Below are 15396 nucleotides of genomic sequence, written 5' to 3' on the forward strand. Positions count from 1 at the left end.
TTCCTGACTAAAATTCATTCTTTTTCACTTTCAAGCATCTCAATGTAGTGATCCAGCTTCTCTTTGTTCTCCTGAGAAATTTCAGGGAACTGCGGATCTATCTTTTCCAGGCATTTATTCATAACTTCAGAAATGATGTAGCGTGAATACCATTCATCATCTGCAGGGAGTATGTGCCAAGGGGCATATTCCGTTGATGTATGGTTCAGCATGTCTTCAAAAATGTCCTGGTAGCTGTCCCAATGCTTCCGCTCTTCCACATCGCTGAAGGAAAACTCCCAGTTCTTCTTTGGGTTTTTCATCCGCTCGAGGAGTCTTTCCTTCTGTTCTTTTTTCGACATATGAAAGAAGAATTTCACCACTTCAAAGCCATTTTCCGTTAAATAGCGCTCAAAGTCATTGATTTGTCTGTAGCGGACTGCCCATGTTTCTTCTTTCTCCTTCTCATCAGGCACCGATTCTTCTTTAAGCAGATCATGAACTCTCGGAGCTATAACTTCTTCATAGTGGGAACGATTCAGAATCCCGATTTGACCTCTCGCAGGAAGCGCTTTATGGATTCTCCAAAGATAATCATGCTTTTGCTCTGAGTCCGACGGCTTTTGAAAGGAAGTCGTTTTCAGGCCCTGAGCGGTTAAGTTAGAAAAAATGTAGCTGATGGCTTCATCTTTTCCTGCAGCATCCATAGCCTGCAAAACGACGACAATGCCCTTCTTCTCTTCCGCATGAAGGCGCCAGTGCAATTCCTTCAGCCTGTCTATGCTTTCAGGAATAAGCTTCTCCAGCAGTTCTTTTTCTGAGTAATCATGCTTCTCACTCGGTGAGTAATCTCTTAATTTTAATTGTTTATTGCCTTCAATTCTGTATTTGTTTACGTTCATTTTTTCCTCCTAGGTCCGCTGAACAACCATTTCCTGATGCCGCTGAAAAGCTAGCGCATTTTGTGTTCATTCCTCCATCTTTACCCAAGTTCATGAAAGCGTAAACGGGAAACGCAAATGGTATCTCTGCCTCATAACTTTCAATAAGTTTTTGCCTTCTTTATGCCATATGGCGTCCTATGCCAGTTGGCTGCAATCATGCACAAAGCTGCGGCGGATAAACCAAGGCTCAAGTATACATACGTGTAGTTCAAGTCATTCATATACAACCCATAGACTAGCTGCAGCAGCCAGTAGAATGGGTCTGCCATCGCAATATTATGCATGATTTCTCCCTCTAAAAAGAATCCCAGTCCGGGAATCGCCATTAAAAAGACAAGTGTGACAGGTTTTAATATAGCAAGTGCCTGCGTTTCAGTTGATGCGTAAAAAGCCATTGCCATTCCAAGAACGGTCCCAAGCAAAATACCGATTAGGATGATAAGTCCCGCTGTCTCCCAAACAAAAGGCAGTTTTAATAAATAACTGCAGATCACAAAATCAAATAATGTAATGAATGAGGCAATAGTTATTTTGGAAAGAATTGGTACTGCCGGATGTACAGGCTGGACATTTTGAAGCTCTGTTGTTTTATTCTTCCGTTCTTCTACCAGACTGAACAAAATGATGATGCCAAAGAAAAGAAAGGACCCATAAAGGTTAAAAGCATACACTTTTTCAAATAGACTGGAACTCAGGCTGTCTGATTCAATAGGTTTTTCTTCAAGGATCCGCTTTGCTTTCTCAACCGCTTCAGCCGGTTCACGGCCGTCTGTAACCAGCTTTCCTTCAATAAAGCCGATCTTGGCATCAATATCGTTTACCTCCTGAATTAAATCTTCCTGAGTAGCTGAAATCAAAACTTGAACTCCATCCGGAATGCGAAATTGATTTTTTTCTTCTTCAAGAACGACAATTTTCGGAGTATCCGAATAGGTTTCTGTGATGCCGGAAGCCCCAAATGCCGTAATGATTGGGAAAAGGACAATAAGCCAAATGAGCATATTTCTTCTTGAAAGCGCAAAATCTTTTCTTATATAAGCTGTGAACCCTGTTTTCATAGCCTGAACCCTCTCTCGAACGTTACTTTTTTAAAAATCAAAAGACTGATAACGTAAAACACTACGGCAAAAATAGTGAGTTCGATATAAGTACCTGCAGAAGGCCCTTCCGGCAAATATAAGGAATAGTATGCCCCAATGAATGGTTCAAATGGGTTAAATGGTACAGGCTTAATATTCCACATCGGCAAAACGAGACGAATCATAACCGCAAATATGAACCCTGTCACAACACTTCCGGCAAGCATGACAACACTTTGTTTTTTAACAATCATCGCCAGGAGCACCCCGCTTGCAATCATAACGATTGAAAGAATGAGGGTTAAAAACAGGAATTGCAGCAAAAACGCGATTTGATTCACTGCAGGTATGAGTGCCAGGAAGGCTGCTGCAACAATAATCATCAAAAGCAAAACATGCTTACTGAAAAAATAGTGTGCGACCGTTCTGCTTGTTCTCATAACTTGAATCATATTTGTCTCCATATCCTCTGAAATCTGCATAGCCGCCATCCAGAATAAGAGGTCAATAAGAATAATGATATAGAAAATTGTAAAAACCGGAAGCCACGATTCAACCCATGAAACTTCCTGAAATCCAAATGCCAGAATGTTGATTCCAAGCGACATTAAAAGGATGTAGCCGAATATCAATGCGACGATATTATTCCGAATAAGCTTAATCCATTCCATTTTCAGCATCACGATTCCCCTTTCAGCCCCCGGCCGACAACCTTGATGAAAATTTCTTCCAGGCTTGCTTCCTGAGTATGAATGCTGTCGAAGTGCCTGCTTTTAATGATTTCGGTCAGTTTCGTCAAATCATCCTCTTTAGAAAAAGTTATCTTCTTTCCGCTTTGTTCAATTGACACAGTCTGCTTGCCAAAACGCTTCTTATAGTTTTCAGGAGTATCGAGTTCAACAATCTTTCCATTATTAAAAAAGGCAATTCTGTCACAAAGTTTTTCTGCTTCATTCATATCATGAGTTGTCAGGAACATGGTGGTGCCTCTTCTATTCATGTCCTTTACCACCTCACGTACATAGGCTGCAATTTCAGGATCCATACCTGATGTCGGCTCATCCATGAACAGGATTTCCGGATTAGTGACAAGCGCTCTTGCCAGAACAAGTCTTGTTTTCATTCCTTTCGAGTACTCGCCTGCTTTTTTATCTTTCGATTTATAGAGATCCATTTTTTTCAGTATGTCATAAACCTCGTCTTTCCCTGTCCCGTACAATCCTGCATGAAAAATCAAGTTCTCATAACCGGTCAATGTCGGGTAAAGGACATCATTTTCAAAAGCAATGCCGATTCTTTTGTAAAAAGAGTGATTTGCTTTTGACATATCCTGTCCCAGAATAAACACTTTTCCAGGCGGAGGTGCAATCAGTCTGGTTAACAATTTTATCGTAGTGGACTTCCCAGCGCCGCTCGGGCCCAGGAAACCAAAAACCTCTCCCTTCTTCACTTGGAATGATAATTGATCTACCGCATTGCTTTTTCTGTCATATGAATAAGTCAATCCTTTTGCTTCAATTGCAAAGGTCATCTCTCCACTCTCCTTTTTGAAACAATTTAACTAATTTGTTTCATTTGTTATAAAATCAGTATAGTACTTTTTGAAACAAAGTCAACAATTTGTTATAATATTTATGAGGTGAAGGAATGGACGGCTTTAAAGCAAGAACAGATAAAAAAAGAGAACTGATTATACAATCAGCTCTCATGCTATTTACACATTTATCTCCAAGTAAAGTTTCTATCAGGGAAATTGCTGCAAAGGCACAGGTCTCGGTCGTAACCATATACAATTATTTTGGAAGTAAAGAAGGGCTGATGCTTGAAGTTGTCAGGTCTGTACTGGCATCGCAATTACAGCTGGCAGAAGAAATCACGCAATCAAATGACCCTGCTGATAAGAAGATATCAAGACTGATTTTTACAAAAACCGAGCTGCTCAGTCAATTTCATCCTGATTTTATATCTTTTATCATGAATGACTCCAGCATGAAAAAATTAATAGAAGAAGAATTTCTCACCAGGACTTACGAGCTGATTAAGAATTTTATCCACCAGGCCAAATCCGAGGGCGCTTTTTCCAAAGAGCTGCCGGATGAAATGATCATGAAAGTGATTGAACTTTACCGAAAAGATATCTCATCTGAAAACAGTATTCTTTTTTCAAGTCAGGAAGAGATAAAAAGCCATGAAACCATATTAAAAATTCTGCTGTACGGAATAGCAGGCTATAAGAATCTTTAATATAGACAGACTTGAAACAGCCTCCCTAATAGGAGGCTGTTTCAGTTATTTCGAATGAACAGGCAACTCTTTATATTGATCAATATCTTTTATCATGTTTTTCAACGGTCTGATCCAAAAATCTGACTCTGTTAAATCAATAGCAAAATGTTTTTTTACTAGCTGTTCTAGCGGAAGTGTTCCCGTTTCACCTAGAAACTTCAGAAATTTCCCATCAAAATCCTCATCTATTTTTGATTTCTCCAAAAGACCTGCACTTAATAAGAAACCAAATGTATATGGATAATTATAAAAAGGAACATCCGCCTGATAAAACTGCCCATATTTTATCCACACGTAAGGTTCATATTCACTCAAAGCTCCGCCAAACGCTTTTTTCTGGCACTGCAGGGAGAGCTGCTCCATTTTCGCTGCATCAATGTTTTCTGTCTTACTGAGCTCGTAAAAACTTTTCTCAAATAGAAAGGCACCTCTGATTGACATAAGATAATTTAATTGACGTTCAATTTTCCAGCCTAGAATGGCTTTTTTTGTTCGATTATCTTTTGTGTTTTCAATGACGTAATCAATAAATGCTGTTTCAAATAAGATAGAAGCCGTTTCTGCAGCAGTCATTTCAAACGTCTCATCTGAAAAGTTCAGGGAAGGAAAAGCTCTCATTTGTTTGAAATGCCAGGCATGGCCTAATTCATGAGAGAGTCTTCTCGCACTTTCTAAGCTGTTGTCAAAGGAGAGAGAGATTCTTGACTCACCTTCTGAAAGAAATGGTGCACAAAATCCCCCCGGCGGCTTTTCTTTCCGCTGTTCCAAATCCACCCACCCATTGGTGATCACATGATGGATAAATTCAGGAATTTTACCGTCAATCCTTTCAAGAGACTTCGAAATTGCGTCAACAGCGTCAGAAACCGAGAATTCAAGGTGCACATCTTGTGTTGAAGTCATAGCCTCATGCCATGTGAGCTTCTCCTTATTAGCTTCCTCCGCTTTTACCAGTAAATACTCTGAAAGTTCAGCTGAACATTCATCCACCGCAGCCCACATTGCTTCTAGTGAATGCTTTGAAATTCCGTTCTGTTCGAGAGAGTGTTCAAAGAAATGAATATCTTTTACTCTATATTCATTTAATCTTATTTCAGCCATTTGGCCATAGATAGCCGCAAATCTTTCTCGTTGTTTTTCCAGTGTTTTATTCAAACTTTTGAATGCATTGGTTTTCACTTTCAAATCTGAATGAGACATGGCCATATAACTGGCTTCCCCGAAAGTGAACGTTTTTTCCCCATCACCGGCATGAATACTTATGTTCAATTGATTCCGCAGCTGTTCATAGTTGTATTGAAGCCCTCTCAACTTTTCTTTAGAAAGACGTGTGTTTTTATCTTCTTTACGATTTATCTTATTGCTTCTCAATTGACCTATAAATAAGTCTTTCTCAGTCATTCGTATGGGCAATACTCCCTTCTCCTGACGATCCTTATTGAAAAGGTTTTCCGCCAAATTGAACCGAATATGAAGCAGTCTTGTTTTCAGAGCTGAAATTCGGCTGTATACGTCTGCTAACAAAGAAGACTCTCCTTTCTCTGTAGTCAAACAATAATAAAATGACTCCAACGATTCAATTTGACGGATGCTGTTCGAAAAATCGGAAAGTGTGTCTTCATTCATATTTTCCGATCTAGAAACTGATTCCAGAAACGATACTGTTTCTTCCATATTACCGATATACAGGCTGACCTTTTCCAGGTCTGGCCCAGAAAGAAGAGTGTCTAGATTCCAACGGGTTTTATAATCGGCGGTCTTCAATCCCAATCCTCCCATTTAAGCGTTATCATTTTCATCCAGTTTAAAAAACGCATAACACTTTATGTCATGCGTTCTTAAGAGTTGAATTTTTCCGGTCTTATACTCTCAGTTATTTCTAACAAACAAACGATTTAAAATCTGATCTGCTTCCATTAAATCGTCCACTATAAAATCCGCCTGCGCTAATTCTTCCCTGTCGGAAAAGTCAAACCTGCACCCGATTGCTTTTAGGTGATTGTCTTTCGCAGCAAGGATATCTGACAATCTGTCGCCGACAACAGCGCCTGCATTCAGATTGTATTTAAGCAGGATCGATCCTACGAGGTCTGATTTGTTTTGGGAATCAATCTGCTGGATGCTGAAGGTTTCTGTGATACACTCCGCAAGTCCATAGTGATCAACGATTGTCTGAAGGTAACGTGTCAGCCCGTTGCTTGCAATAAACAGCTGAAATCCAGAACAAGCAAGCTTCTCCAGCAATTCCTTCGCATTTGGATATAATGCCCCCTGATCCGTTTGTATCGCCACAAGCAGTTTGTCGAGAAAATATCCGTCTGCAAAATCACGGTCTTCCTGCGGATGATTCGGCAATAATGTCTCCCATACAACCGGAAGAGGCACACCCATGATTTTTCTGTAAAGCGCAATCGGAGTCTCGTTCTCCCATTTTCCAAGTTCCCTAAGCTGTACAAACGTCTCCTCAAGAGCCCATTCCAAAATAAGATCGGTTTGAAAAAGTGTTCCGTCCATGTCAAAAATCACAGCTGTCATATGTATACTCCCTAAGCTTTTTTATTTAAGTCTTCTTTTTCAGCAGCAAGCAAATACAGGATTCCTGCAATCAGTGCCAGAATGCTGAATGTGTTCAGTGTAAATCCCACACTTTTAATCATGGCATCATAAATTTTTTCATCCCATGTGGTAACTCCTGACCCGAACATGGCCGCGCTGATATACTTAGCGGCAAGCAAAAAAGCGGAAATAGCTAAAAAAGAAACACCGGCACCCCGTTTGTTCATCTCACATTCCCCCAGCACTTTTATAAAGACTTGTTTTCTCTCATTATAGCATTTATTTCCACTTTATTTTCAGAAAATTTTCATATAGAAAAAACCAGTGGCATGTCCCTGACTGGTTTTCTTAAGAAATGCAAACAAGTAAAAATCGATTCAAAACGCGCTGTATATCACATAGAAATTGACAGTGCATTTTTTTATTGTTATATCAATTGTCAAATGAGTATTTGTTTCTATTCAAACGAAGGGAACTAGAAAAATATGTTAATATTATAATTGTACCTTTTAAATATGTTAGATTGTTCCGTTTAAATAAATAGATAATGGAGGCATCATGATGTGGTTACTATTAGGACTTATTGCCATTGCAGCAACACTTATAAATCTTTATATGTATAAGACAGGAAAAGATTATAAACTTGCTATGGCTGCAGGATTATCATTTACGGCATTAACACTTTGTGCTGAATACAGTGCAGTGTCCAGGTGGGTAAAAGTGGAAGACTGGTCAGCTTTATTGGATGTAGTACCAGGTATGGAAAAGGCATTATGGTTTTTGACCATTGTTTCTATTTTACTGAATATTGCGCCTGCACTTTTAGAACTAAAGGATAATAAATAATCATTTAACGGCACATAATTACTAGCTATAAGACCTAATTGAACATTTAAAGATAGAAAAAGGCTTAGAGGAAAAACCCTCTAAGCCTTTTCTAGTGATATGGCTGTTTGCACCTCACCAGTAAACCCTTTTAATATGTGATCCACTCGTTTTTTTGTTTATTTTATAAGGAATTCATCAAAATCGTTCTGACATCATCTTTGTTTAATGGTACATAGCTTCCAATCGTGTCTCCCACCATGGAGCGCTCAACCATCAATTCTATTTCACGGCTGTCAATCCCGTAATCTGACAGATTTTCAGGGGCGCCAATTGATGCCCAAAACTCTTTAACACGCTGAATTGTTTCTGCTGCAAGATCATTCAGTGATTTGCCTTCAGTGTTCAAATCAAATACACGAATACCGAGCTGAGCGACTTTTTCAGGCTTTGTCTGTGCGACAAACTCCATCCAGCGCGGGAATAAAATGGCTAGTCCCCCTCCGTGCGGAATATCATGAACAGCAGAAACCGCATGCTCAATCATGTGGGTAGCCCAGTCTGTTTTGACTCCCATTGTTAAAACCTTGTTTAATGCAAATGTCGCATTAAGCATAATCACTTCACGGTAGGCGTAATTTTCAAGATCCTTGATCAGTTTAGGCGCAACATCAATGGTAGTTTTGAGAATAGACTCTCCGAAACGTTCCTGAAGAGGTGCGTTTTCTGATGCATGGAAGTATTGTTCAAATACGTGTGACATCAAGTCAACAATCCCGTATACCGTCTGATCTTTAGGGACAGTATATGTGTTTTGCGGATCCAGGACACTGAATTTAGGGTATGTGTGGATGGAGCTGAACGCACGCTTGTCTTTTTCCTCCCAATTTGTGATCACAGAATTTCCGTTCATTTCTGTTCCTGTTGCAGCCATAGTCAGAACCGTTCCAAGCGGCACAGCTGATGCCGGAGCTGCTTTTCCGGTCACAATGTCCCAGACATCTCCATCATAATGAACGCCTGCTGCGATTGCTTTTGCACAGTCAATGACGCTTCCGCCGCCGACAGCAAGGATGAATTCCAGATTATTTTCTCTGATTAACTGGATTCCCTTGTTTACTGTTGAAAGTCTCGGATTTGGTTCAACTCCGCTCAATTCAACTATTTCCGCATCAGGAATGGCTTTCAGCTGCTCCATGACGGTATCATATAAGCCGCTTTTTTTGATGCTGCCTCCGCCATACACAAGCAGAATTTTATTTCCATACTGAGCTGCCTCGTCCTTGATGGCAGCTGTCTGATTTTTTCCAAAGATAAGTTTTGTAGGGTTTACATATTGAAATTGATCCATTTTTTATTCCTCCAACGGGTATTTTTTAGTGATTGGCGTTGCATAAAACTTTGAGATTTTTTAAAAACCAAGTGATACATATTTTACTTCCAGATAATCATGGATGCCATGATCTCCGCCTTCACGGCCAAGTCCGCTTTCTTTATAGCCTCCAAACGGGGCCTGGGCTGTTGAAGGAGCACCGTCATTCACTCCGACAATTCCATATTCAAGCGAGCCTGACAGCTCCATGATTTCAGCAATGTTTTCTGTGAAAACGTATGCGGCAAGCCCATATGGCGTATGGTTCGCACGGCTGATTACCTCATCGATTGTTTTAAAGGTTGTAATCGGTGCAAGCGGGCCGAATGTTTCGTCATACATGCAGAGCATGTCATCAGTCACATTGCTAAGGACGGTTGCTTCGTGGAAAAAGCCTGCTGAGGATTTACTTGCTCCTCCTGTAAGCACAACAGCTCCTTTAGCGGTGGCATCTGCAATGTGTTCTTCTACTTTTTCAACTGCCTTTTGATTAATCAGCGGCCCAAGAGTTGTGCTTTTCTCCATGCCGTTGCCGGTGCGCAGTTTTTTCACTTCCTCAACAAAACGGTTTGTAAACTCCTCTGCCACACGTTCATGTACGTAAAAGCGGTTGGCAGCAACACACGCCTGACCTCCATTGCGGAATTTCGAACTCATGGCCCCTTGCACAGCTTTATCAATGTCTGCATGTTCTGTCACAATAAACGGCGCATGTCCGCCAAGTTCCAGTGAAATTTTTTTCATGGTATCGGCAGCGTCTTTCATGATTTGCTTGCCAACAGGTGTAGATCCCGTAAATGTAATCTTTCTCACTCTGCTGTCTGCCTGCCACACACCGGTAATCTCTCTTGAACTACCTGTAAGGATATTGATGCCTCCTGCTGGAACGCCTGCCTGCTCAGCAAGTTCTACAAGTCGGATTGCTGTTAGAGGTGTTTCCTGTGACGGTTTGAGCAATACCGTATTTCCTGCTGCAAGTGCAGGAGCAAGCTTTCTTGTAATCATGGCAGCCGGGAAGTTCCATGGTGTGATCGCAGCAACAACTCCGACAGCTTCCTTTTGCACGAGAATTCTCTTGTTTTTAGAAGAAGCTGGAATGATTTCACCTTTTATCCGGGTTGCTTCTTCTGCGTAGAATTTTACATACTGATTGGCATAATCCACTTCTCCGAGAGCTTCATCAAATGGTTTTCCCTGTTCCATCGTCATAATCTCTGCTATCTCTTTTCTGTGCTCCTTAATGAGCTGATGCCATCTATATAAAACATTTGAACGGGTTTCAGCTGTTTCTTTTGACCATTTCCAAAAGGCTTTATAAGCTGCATCGGCTGCTTCAGCCGCCTCGGCTTCTCCGCTCAGAGGTACGCGGGCAAAGACTTCTTCAGTAGCTGGATTCGTCACTTCCATGTAATCAGAAGTGCTAAACCATTTGCCATTTATTAAATTGAATCCCTGTTTCATTTCGTTCATCTCCTTCGCTTGATTACACTCCCTATTAAACACCCGAAAAGCCTTCTTTTGTACTTCCAAGATATTTGAAGGGTAAAACAGAACGTTATGGCCCATTATTCCATGCGATGGTCTTTGCCGTTTTTAGGTGCCATTAAAAAGAGACGCCCCAATTGGAACGTTCTCAGTCTTTCAAATAGTTTTTGATGATCTTACTCGTCTCTTTATTATTACTGATCAGAGAGATATGACGATTTAATGCTATGTCTCTGATTTCAACCGCTCTTATATCAGGGGAGATCATCCCGGAGAAAAGCTTTGGCAATAGGGCAATGCCAAGGTTTGCGGAAATGAACCCCAAAATACTCTGCCCGAACTCTATTTCTGAAGCCACGTTATACGGTTTTCCTTTTTCTTCAAAAGCTTTTTCAATAATAATCCTGCAGTCACACCCTTCAGGGAGAGATAAAAAGGATGCTCCTTCAATATCAGAAAACGTCACTTCTTTTTTCTCGGCGAGGGGGTGATCTTTATGAAAATAAAGCATAATCGGTTCGATAAAAAGCAGCTCCGAGAGAAAGTGATGCTCCACAAACCGGTCGTCCATTAAAATTCCGTCATAGACATTCTCTTTAAGTCCCGTCATTAAATCGGAGAACGTGTGGGATGTTTTAATGCTGATTTTTTCTGCCCTGAAGTTTTCAGACTGCCTGAATTTCTGAGGAAGAAAGGAAGAAGCAATACTTGGCCACGAGCCGATGACGACCTGCTTCTCTTCATTAAGCTCAGCCAGTTCCCTGTGCGCTTTCTGCACTCTTTCTACAATCTCATTTCCCGCTTTTATTAAAAGCTCGCCTTCTTTTGTCAGAACCACGCCGCTTGCTGAACGGACAAAAAGCTGACAGCCGAAATATGATTCAAGGCTTCTGATCTGTTTACTCAAAGCAGGCTGGCTCATGTGCAGCTGTTCGCTGGCCTTTGTAAAGCTTTTCGTCTCAACGGTTTTTTGAAAGGCTTCAAGCCACTCAATTCTCATCTTCTCACTCCAGTCAAAACCTTTTGTTATATCCGCATAACGATGCGGAAGTACTCCTCTTGCCGTTTACATTGTAAGCTAAGTTTGTGCTTAAAAATGAGCATTTTGCTCAAAACAAACGAATTTTATTTGAGGAGGAAATAAAATGGCAAACGTATTGATGGTTGTCTCAAATGCAATTAAAGTAAAATCCTATGAAACAGGGTACTGGTCTGAAGAATTTCACGTGCCTTTGAAGGCGCTTGAGGATGCAGGCCACAAAGTGACCATTGCTTCTCCTAAAGGCGGAGATGCTAAAGTGGACACATTCAGCTTAACTGACCAATGGGATCCACATGGCGTATCCAAAGCTTTTGAGGAGCTTGGACGCTGGAAAGAGACAAAACGTCTGTCAGATCTGAGCGGCAAAGACTTTGATGCTGTTGTTTTTGTAGGAGGCCACGGCCCGATGTTTGATGTTGCCTATGATGCCCATGCACACCGCATCATCAATGAAATCTATGATAATGGAGGTATTGTGGCAGCAGAATGCCATGCGCCTGCTGTCCTTGCATTCACGGTAAGACCTGATGGAACCTCGATTATCCAGGGCAAAAAAGTAACATCCTATCCTGATGTGTATGAGCCGGAAAATGTCCTGGAATTCCTTCCATACAGTGTGGAGCAGGAACTAAGCAAAGTAGCCGAGTATGTAAGTGATTTAGATTCTCCCCAGCTTGCCATTTGGGCTGATGACCAAATCATAACTAGCCGTGACCCGGTTTCTTCAGAAGCGATTGCAAATGAGCTCCTGAAAGCATTGGATAAATAATGAAAAATCTGCAAGAAAAGACGGGCATCTATGCTCGTCTTTTTTCGTTCTTATTAACTGATTCTTGCCATGCCGTTAGAGTATAATTCCCTTCTGCGTTCATTCTTTCATCCAATTATAGATCTGTTTCAATTCCAAGCAGATCGTTTCTCCCTTTTTCAAGTAATCCCTCGCTGTAGAGCTGATGATAGTCTGCAGAAAATTGGATCTCCGGGACGGCAGCCTCCGGAATCCTCTGTTTACACGCATCAACAATATCCGGAATAAGTTTTCGGACTGTTTCTTCTCCTGATAATATAAGAGTTTCGGGATTCAGCATAATGGAGATGACAGAGATAAGATATGCACCATTTTTGACAGTCTCTTCTTGTGTTTGAGGCTGTGTCATTTTATCCTGCAGCGTGTCCCCCTCTCCAACCTGCAAAAATCCGACTTCGCCTGCGAAAGCAGAAAAGCCCCTCAGGATTCTTCCATTAATAAGAGAAGCAGCACCTGGACCGTCATCCGTAAAAATTAAAAGTGATGCATTTTTCGTTTTCTCGCCGTCAGCTCCAAGCACCCAGCCCTGCAGCATGGCATTCACATCACGTTCCACTGAAACCTGCACGCGGAATTCTTCTTCCAGGATCTTCTTTACATGCAGTCCCTGCAGATCATCATAGTAGTTCATATATTTGATTTCACCATCCATCACACCAGCCGGCACACCGATGGAGATGGCGTTCAAATTTGTGAACCTTGTTTTCATTTCATTTATAATGGCTTTTATCGTAGACAGGTAATCCTGTCCGATCATCCGCTCCTCTTTAAAAAGAACGTCTTTTTTTGCATCAGCGACTAAAATCCAAAAACGGGAATACTGAATATAAAGGACAAGGATTGTTCCATATTCGGGGTTGATTCCGTAAATAGAAGCCCGCCTGCCATTGCTTGATGAAGCCATTCCTGCATGCATAATCACGCCTTTTTCTTCCAGATCATCCAGCACTTTGCTCACAGTAGGAAAGCTGAGTCCAAGCTTTGAAGCCAGATCTTTTTTAATGAACGTCTCCTGCTGCACAAGCTCTTTTAAAATAAGCTGTTCATTTGACCGTTTTATGAGATGTGATGAATCGTATGGCGGCATTTTTTCACCTCTTAAGTTAATTGATTTAATGTTTTTATAACGAGAGCAAGAGCTGCTACGCTGACTGCAGTAAACACCGGAATAAATTCAAGAGTCGTGCGGCTTGCGATATATCCGATCAGCGGAACAAATGTCAGCAGGCTGATGTAGGAAAAAGCCACTTGATAGCCAATGATTTTTTTCGCCTGCCCGCTTCCGTAGCGCTTTGACGTTTCATGCATCATGGCCGGATAGAGCGGAGCAAAGCCCAGGCCTAATAGTATGATTCCCGTTCCATAAATCATCACGTTCTCCTGATAGAAAAAAGCTGCTGACCCGGCTGCAGAAATAGCCAGCCCAAGGAAAATCAATTTTCGGTTTCCAAGTGCATCTGCAATAAACCCCATCAAAAACCGGCCAATCATGATGCTTCCGAAAAAGGCTCCTGCCAAAAATCCTGCAGCCGAAAGTTCAAGCCCTCTGCTTTCAACCAGCAAAACGCTCAGCCAAAGACCAATTCCGCCTTCAACAGCTACATAAATGATATAAGCCATTACAGATAGGTATGGAGCTATCCCGCAGATCCAAGGTTTATCCTCTCTAACTTCTTCTCTTGCACCGCCTTGCTGTTTTTGCTTCCAAAAGGACAGGGTCATAAATAAAGACACGGATAAACAAAAAATAACCACACCGATAAAGCCATACCCGGCCTTCCAGCTCCCAAATTGTGTGATGCCGATTGTCAGTATAACCGGGCTGAGTGTTGCACCGATCCCCCAGGAGCTGTGAAGCCAGTTCATGTGTTTAGAAGAAAGATTTTCAGCGGCATAGCTGTTCAGGCCGGCATCAACCGCCCCGGCTCCAAGACCGAGAGGAACCGCAAGCAGAAGAATCAGCCAGTACGATTCGCTTAAAGAAAAGCCAATGATGGCAAGTGCAGTCAGTGTACAGGAAACAGCAGTCACCCTGCCTGTTCCGTAGCGTGCCAAAAGCTTCCCGTTCAAAAACCCTGATATAGCCGAACAAACCGTGATTGTCATCGTAATAAATCCTGCGTACTCAAGGGGCACACCAAAGTCCGCCCTCATTTGGTTCCAAGCCACACCAAGCCCCGTATCAGGAAGGCCAAGTGCAATAAAGGACAAATATAAAAGCAAAAGAAACAAAAAAGCAGGTTTATGCTGGACGTTTTGGCTCATGATCTGATCTGGACATGCCCTCTTTTCTATTTGACTCATATATGACTCTCCTCTGACCAAACGGATGGTTCGAGCTTCATGCATGAGAAGACTGTCTGAAATGAAGAGTCTTTCGGACTGCAGGCATATAATCCAAACTGGATTTCATTTGACGCTCTGAATAGATGGGACATTCGAATCTGCCTGAAGGATTTTCCGTCACGGGAAACTTCTGTGAGAAAGTCGTTTTGTTTTCTTGTCAGCCTGTACCACATAACCGTATCCTCATCTTTTTCTTCCTGAGAAATGGCCCAGTCGGAATAGCCGTGATTTGTCACTACTGATCCAAGCAGCCATTCTCCTGATTTTCCTTTTTCTACTGATGCTTTCAGCCAGTTTTCCGAATCCATGAATACCATGATCCCGCTCTGGTCATAAAGTTCTTTGCCGCTAAACTGAACTTTGACCGTAAAAGAAAATTCCTTTTCCCCAGTAGAAAACAGGTACGCATGCCCGTTATCAGTCCGGTATCCGTAATTGGTGCGCTGCCAGAAATCCGTAAACGGCATGGACGTAAACGACAGGCTGTGATTGCTGATTTCAAACTCGTCAGGGGCATTAAGCCATTTTCCATCTTTTATGTTTAATGTAAGCATGGTAATCTCCTTTATTAAAAAAGTTATTAAAACCATTTTAATAACTGTTTAAGGAAATGTCAAAAACAGATTCTGGTTCTATTCTGCCGGAAGCATCTATTTCTATAACAGCAATAAAAA

16 protein-coding genes are annotated in these 15396 nt (G+C 41.6%); 3 read left to right on the forward strand and 13 right to left on the reverse strand.

All coding sequences use genetic code 11. The annotated features are described in order from the left end of the window. Window positions 1–14 precede the first annotated feature (14 nt). From ACK1LH_RS11870 to ACK1LH_RS11885, 4 genes are all read right to left on the reverse strand, one after another. Window positions 15–881, reverse strand: coding sequence for a PPK2 family polyphosphate kinase (locus ACK1LH_RS11870; protein WP_029280580.1), 867 nt, complete (start codon window positions 879–881; stop codon window positions 15–17). A gap of 140 nt (window positions 882–1021) precedes the next feature. After that, the gene (locus tag ACK1LH_RS11875) at window positions 1022–1981 is read right to left on the reverse strand and encodes an ABC transporter permease (RefSeq protein ID WP_411333137.1); all 960 of its coding nucleotides are present in this window, start codon (window positions 1979–1981) and stop codon (window positions 1022–1024) included. Beyond that, entirely contained in the window at window positions 1978–2682 is a 705-nt protein-coding gene (locus ACK1LH_RS11880) for a hypothetical protein (protein ID WP_411333138.1), read from the reverse strand. The genes ACK1LH_RS11875 and ACK1LH_RS11880 overlap by 4 nt, the downstream gene beginning before the upstream one ends. Then, window positions 2682–3533, reverse strand: a complete 852-nt coding sequence (locus ACK1LH_RS11885; protein WP_029280574.1) for an ABC transporter ATP-binding protein — start codon at window positions 3531–3533, stop codon at window positions 2682–2684. The genes ACK1LH_RS11880 and ACK1LH_RS11885 overlap by 1 nt, the downstream gene beginning before the upstream one ends. Before the next feature lie 116 nt (window positions 3534–3649). Here ACK1LH_RS11885 and ACK1LH_RS11890 point away from each other — a divergent pair, with 116 nt between their 5' ends. Then, window positions 3650–4246: a TetR/AcrR family transcriptional regulator gene (locus ACK1LH_RS11890; RefSeq protein ID WP_051827249.1), complete on the forward strand. Its 597-nt coding sequence runs from the start codon at window positions 3650–3652 to the stop codon at window positions 4244–4246. 45 nt (window positions 4247–4291) lie between these two features. Here ACK1LH_RS11890 and ACK1LH_RS11895 read toward each other — a convergent pair whose 3' ends face one another. From ACK1LH_RS11895 to ACK1LH_RS11905, 3 genes are all read right to left on the reverse strand, one after another. Beyond that, a complete protein-coding gene (locus ACK1LH_RS11895) occupies window positions 4292–6052 on the reverse strand; it encodes a M3 family metallopeptidase (RefSeq protein ID WP_411333139.1) in 1761 nt (586 codons plus the stop codon). Between the two features lie 105 nt (window positions 6053–6157). Beyond that, a complete protein-coding gene (locus ACK1LH_RS11900) occupies window positions 6158–6823 on the reverse strand; it encodes an HAD family hydrolase (RefSeq protein ID WP_029280570.1) in 666 nt (221 codons plus the stop codon). An 11-nt stretch (window positions 6824–6834) separates the two neighbouring features. Beyond that, window positions 6835–7071: a hypothetical protein gene (locus tag ACK1LH_RS11905; protein ID WP_029280568.1), complete on the reverse strand. Its 237-nt coding sequence runs from the start codon at window positions 7069–7071 to the stop codon at window positions 6835–6837. 334 nt (window positions 7072–7405) lie between these two features. Here ACK1LH_RS11905 and ACK1LH_RS11910 point away from each other — a divergent pair, with 334 nt between their 5' ends. After that, window positions 7406–7690 carry a hypothetical protein gene (locus ACK1LH_RS11910; RefSeq protein WP_411333140.1) on the forward strand — a complete coding sequence of 95 codons (285 nt, stop codon included), beginning with the start codon at window positions 7406–7408 and terminating at the stop codon, window positions 7688–7690. A 163-nt stretch (window positions 7691–7853) separates the two neighbouring features. On the opposite strand, the gene ACK1LH_RS11915 is transcribed toward ACK1LH_RS11910, so the two are convergent. The 3 genes from ACK1LH_RS11915 to ACK1LH_RS11925 all read right to left on the reverse strand — a co-directional run bounded on the left by ACK1LH_RS11915 (window position 7854) and on the right by ACK1LH_RS11925 (window position 11526). Further along, window positions 7854–9020, reverse strand: a complete 1167-nt coding sequence (locus tag ACK1LH_RS11915) for an iron-containing alcohol dehydrogenase (protein ID WP_411333142.1) — start codon at window positions 9018–9020, stop codon at window positions 7854–7856. A gap of 60 nt (window positions 9021–9080) precedes the next feature. Then, entirely contained in the window at window positions 9081–10502 is a 1422-nt protein-coding gene (locus tag ACK1LH_RS11920) for an NAD-dependent succinate-semialdehyde dehydrogenase (protein ID WP_411333145.1), read from the reverse strand. Between the two features lie 172 nt (window positions 10503–10674). Then, entirely contained in the window at window positions 10675–11526 is an 852-nt protein-coding gene (locus ACK1LH_RS11925; protein ID WP_282034065.1) for a LysR family transcriptional regulator, read from the reverse strand. A 145-nt stretch (window positions 11527–11671) separates the two neighbouring features. On the opposite strand from ACK1LH_RS11925, the gene ACK1LH_RS11930 reads away from it, so the two are divergent. Beyond that, window positions 11672–12337, forward strand: coding sequence for a type 1 glutamine amidotransferase domain-containing protein (locus ACK1LH_RS11930; RefSeq protein WP_029280555.1), 666 nt, complete (start codon window positions 11672–11674; stop codon window positions 12335–12337). 115 nt (window positions 12338–12452) lie between these two features. On the opposite strand, the gene ACK1LH_RS11935 is transcribed toward ACK1LH_RS11930, so the two are convergent. From ACK1LH_RS11935 to ACK1LH_RS11945, 3 genes are read right to left on the reverse strand one after another with little or no spacing between them, the layout of a single operon-like run. Further along, complete coding sequence (locus tag ACK1LH_RS11935; protein WP_029280554.1) at window positions 12453–13463, reverse strand: ROK family transcriptional regulator; 1011 nt, start codon at window positions 13461–13463, stop codon at window positions 12453–12455. 11 nt (window positions 13464–13474) lie between these two features. Then, window positions 13475–14680, reverse strand: a complete 1206-nt coding sequence (locus ACK1LH_RS11940; protein ID WP_051827251.1) for an MFS transporter — start codon at window positions 14678–14680, stop codon at window positions 13475–13477. Beyond that, entirely contained in the window at window positions 14677–15276 is a 600-nt protein-coding gene (locus ACK1LH_RS11945; protein WP_029280550.1) for a DUF1349 domain-containing protein, read from the reverse strand. Before ACK1LH_RS11945 ends, ACK1LH_RS11940 begins: the two co-directional genes overlap by 4 nt. Window positions 15277–15396 lie beyond the last annotated feature (120 nt).

This window comes from Metabacillus indicus, assembly GCF_046603695.1.
In the GTDB taxonomy this organism is placed as follows: Bacteria; Bacillota; Bacilli; order Bacillales; family Bacillaceae; genus Bacillus_P; species Bacillus_P indicus.

Bases quoted from the DNA above. Each gene is read 5' to 3' on its own strand.
- ACK1LH_RS11870 (WP_029280580.1), bottom strand. From the start codon at position 881: ATGAACGTAAACAAATACAGAATTGAAGGCAATAAACAATTAAAATTA.
- ACK1LH_RS11875 (WP_411333137.1), bottom strand. From the start codon at position 1,981: ATGAAAACAGGGTTCACAGCTTATATAAGAAAAGATTTTGCGCTTTCA.
- ACK1LH_RS11880 (WP_411333138.1), bottom strand. From the start codon at position 2,682: ATGCTGAAAATGGAATGGATTAAGCTTATTCGGAATAATATCGTCGCA.
- ACK1LH_RS11885 (WP_029280574.1), bottom strand. From the start codon at position 3,533: ATGACCTTTGCAATTGAAGCAAAAGGATTGACTTATTCATATGACAGA.
- ACK1LH_RS11890 (WP_051827249.1), top strand. From the start codon at position 3,650: ATGGACGGCTTTAAAGCAAGAACAGATAAAAAAAGAGAACTGATTATA.
- ACK1LH_RS11900 (WP_029280570.1), bottom strand. From the start codon at position 6,823: ATGACAGCTGTGATTTTTGACATGGACGGAACACTTTTTCAAACCGAT.
- ACK1LH_RS11905 (WP_029280568.1), bottom strand. From the start codon at position 7,071: ATGAACAAACGGGGTGCCGGTGTTTCTTTTTTAGCTATTTCCGCTTTT.
- ACK1LH_RS11910 (WP_411333140.1), top strand. From the start codon at position 7,406: ATGTGGTTACTATTAGGACTTATTGCCATTGCAGCAACACTTATAAAT.
- ACK1LH_RS11915 (WP_411333142.1), bottom strand. From the start codon at position 9,020: ATGGATCAATTTCAATATGTAAACCCTACAAAACTTATCTTTGGAAAA.
- ACK1LH_RS11920 (WP_411333145.1), bottom strand. From the start codon at position 10,502: ATGAAACAGGGATTCAATTTAATAAATGGCAAATGGTTTAGCACTTCT.
- ACK1LH_RS11925 (WP_282034065.1), bottom strand. From the start codon at position 11,526: ATGAGAATTGAGTGGCTTGAAGCCTTTCAAAAAACCGTTGAGACGAAA.
- ACK1LH_RS11930 (WP_029280555.1), top strand. From the start codon at position 11,672: ATGGCAAACGTATTGATGGTTGTCTCAAATGCAATTAAAGTAAAATCC.
- ACK1LH_RS11935 (WP_029280554.1), bottom strand. From the start codon at position 13,463: ATGCCGCCATACGATTCATCACATCTCATAAAACGGTCAAATGAACAG.
- ACK1LH_RS11940 (WP_051827251.1), bottom strand. From the start codon at position 14,680: ATGAGTCAAATAGAAAAGAGGGCATGTCCAGATCAGATCATGAGCCAA.
- ACK1LH_RS11945 (WP_029280550.1), bottom strand. From the start codon at position 15,276: ATGCTTACATTAAACATAAAAGATGGAAAATGGCTTAATGCCCCTGAC.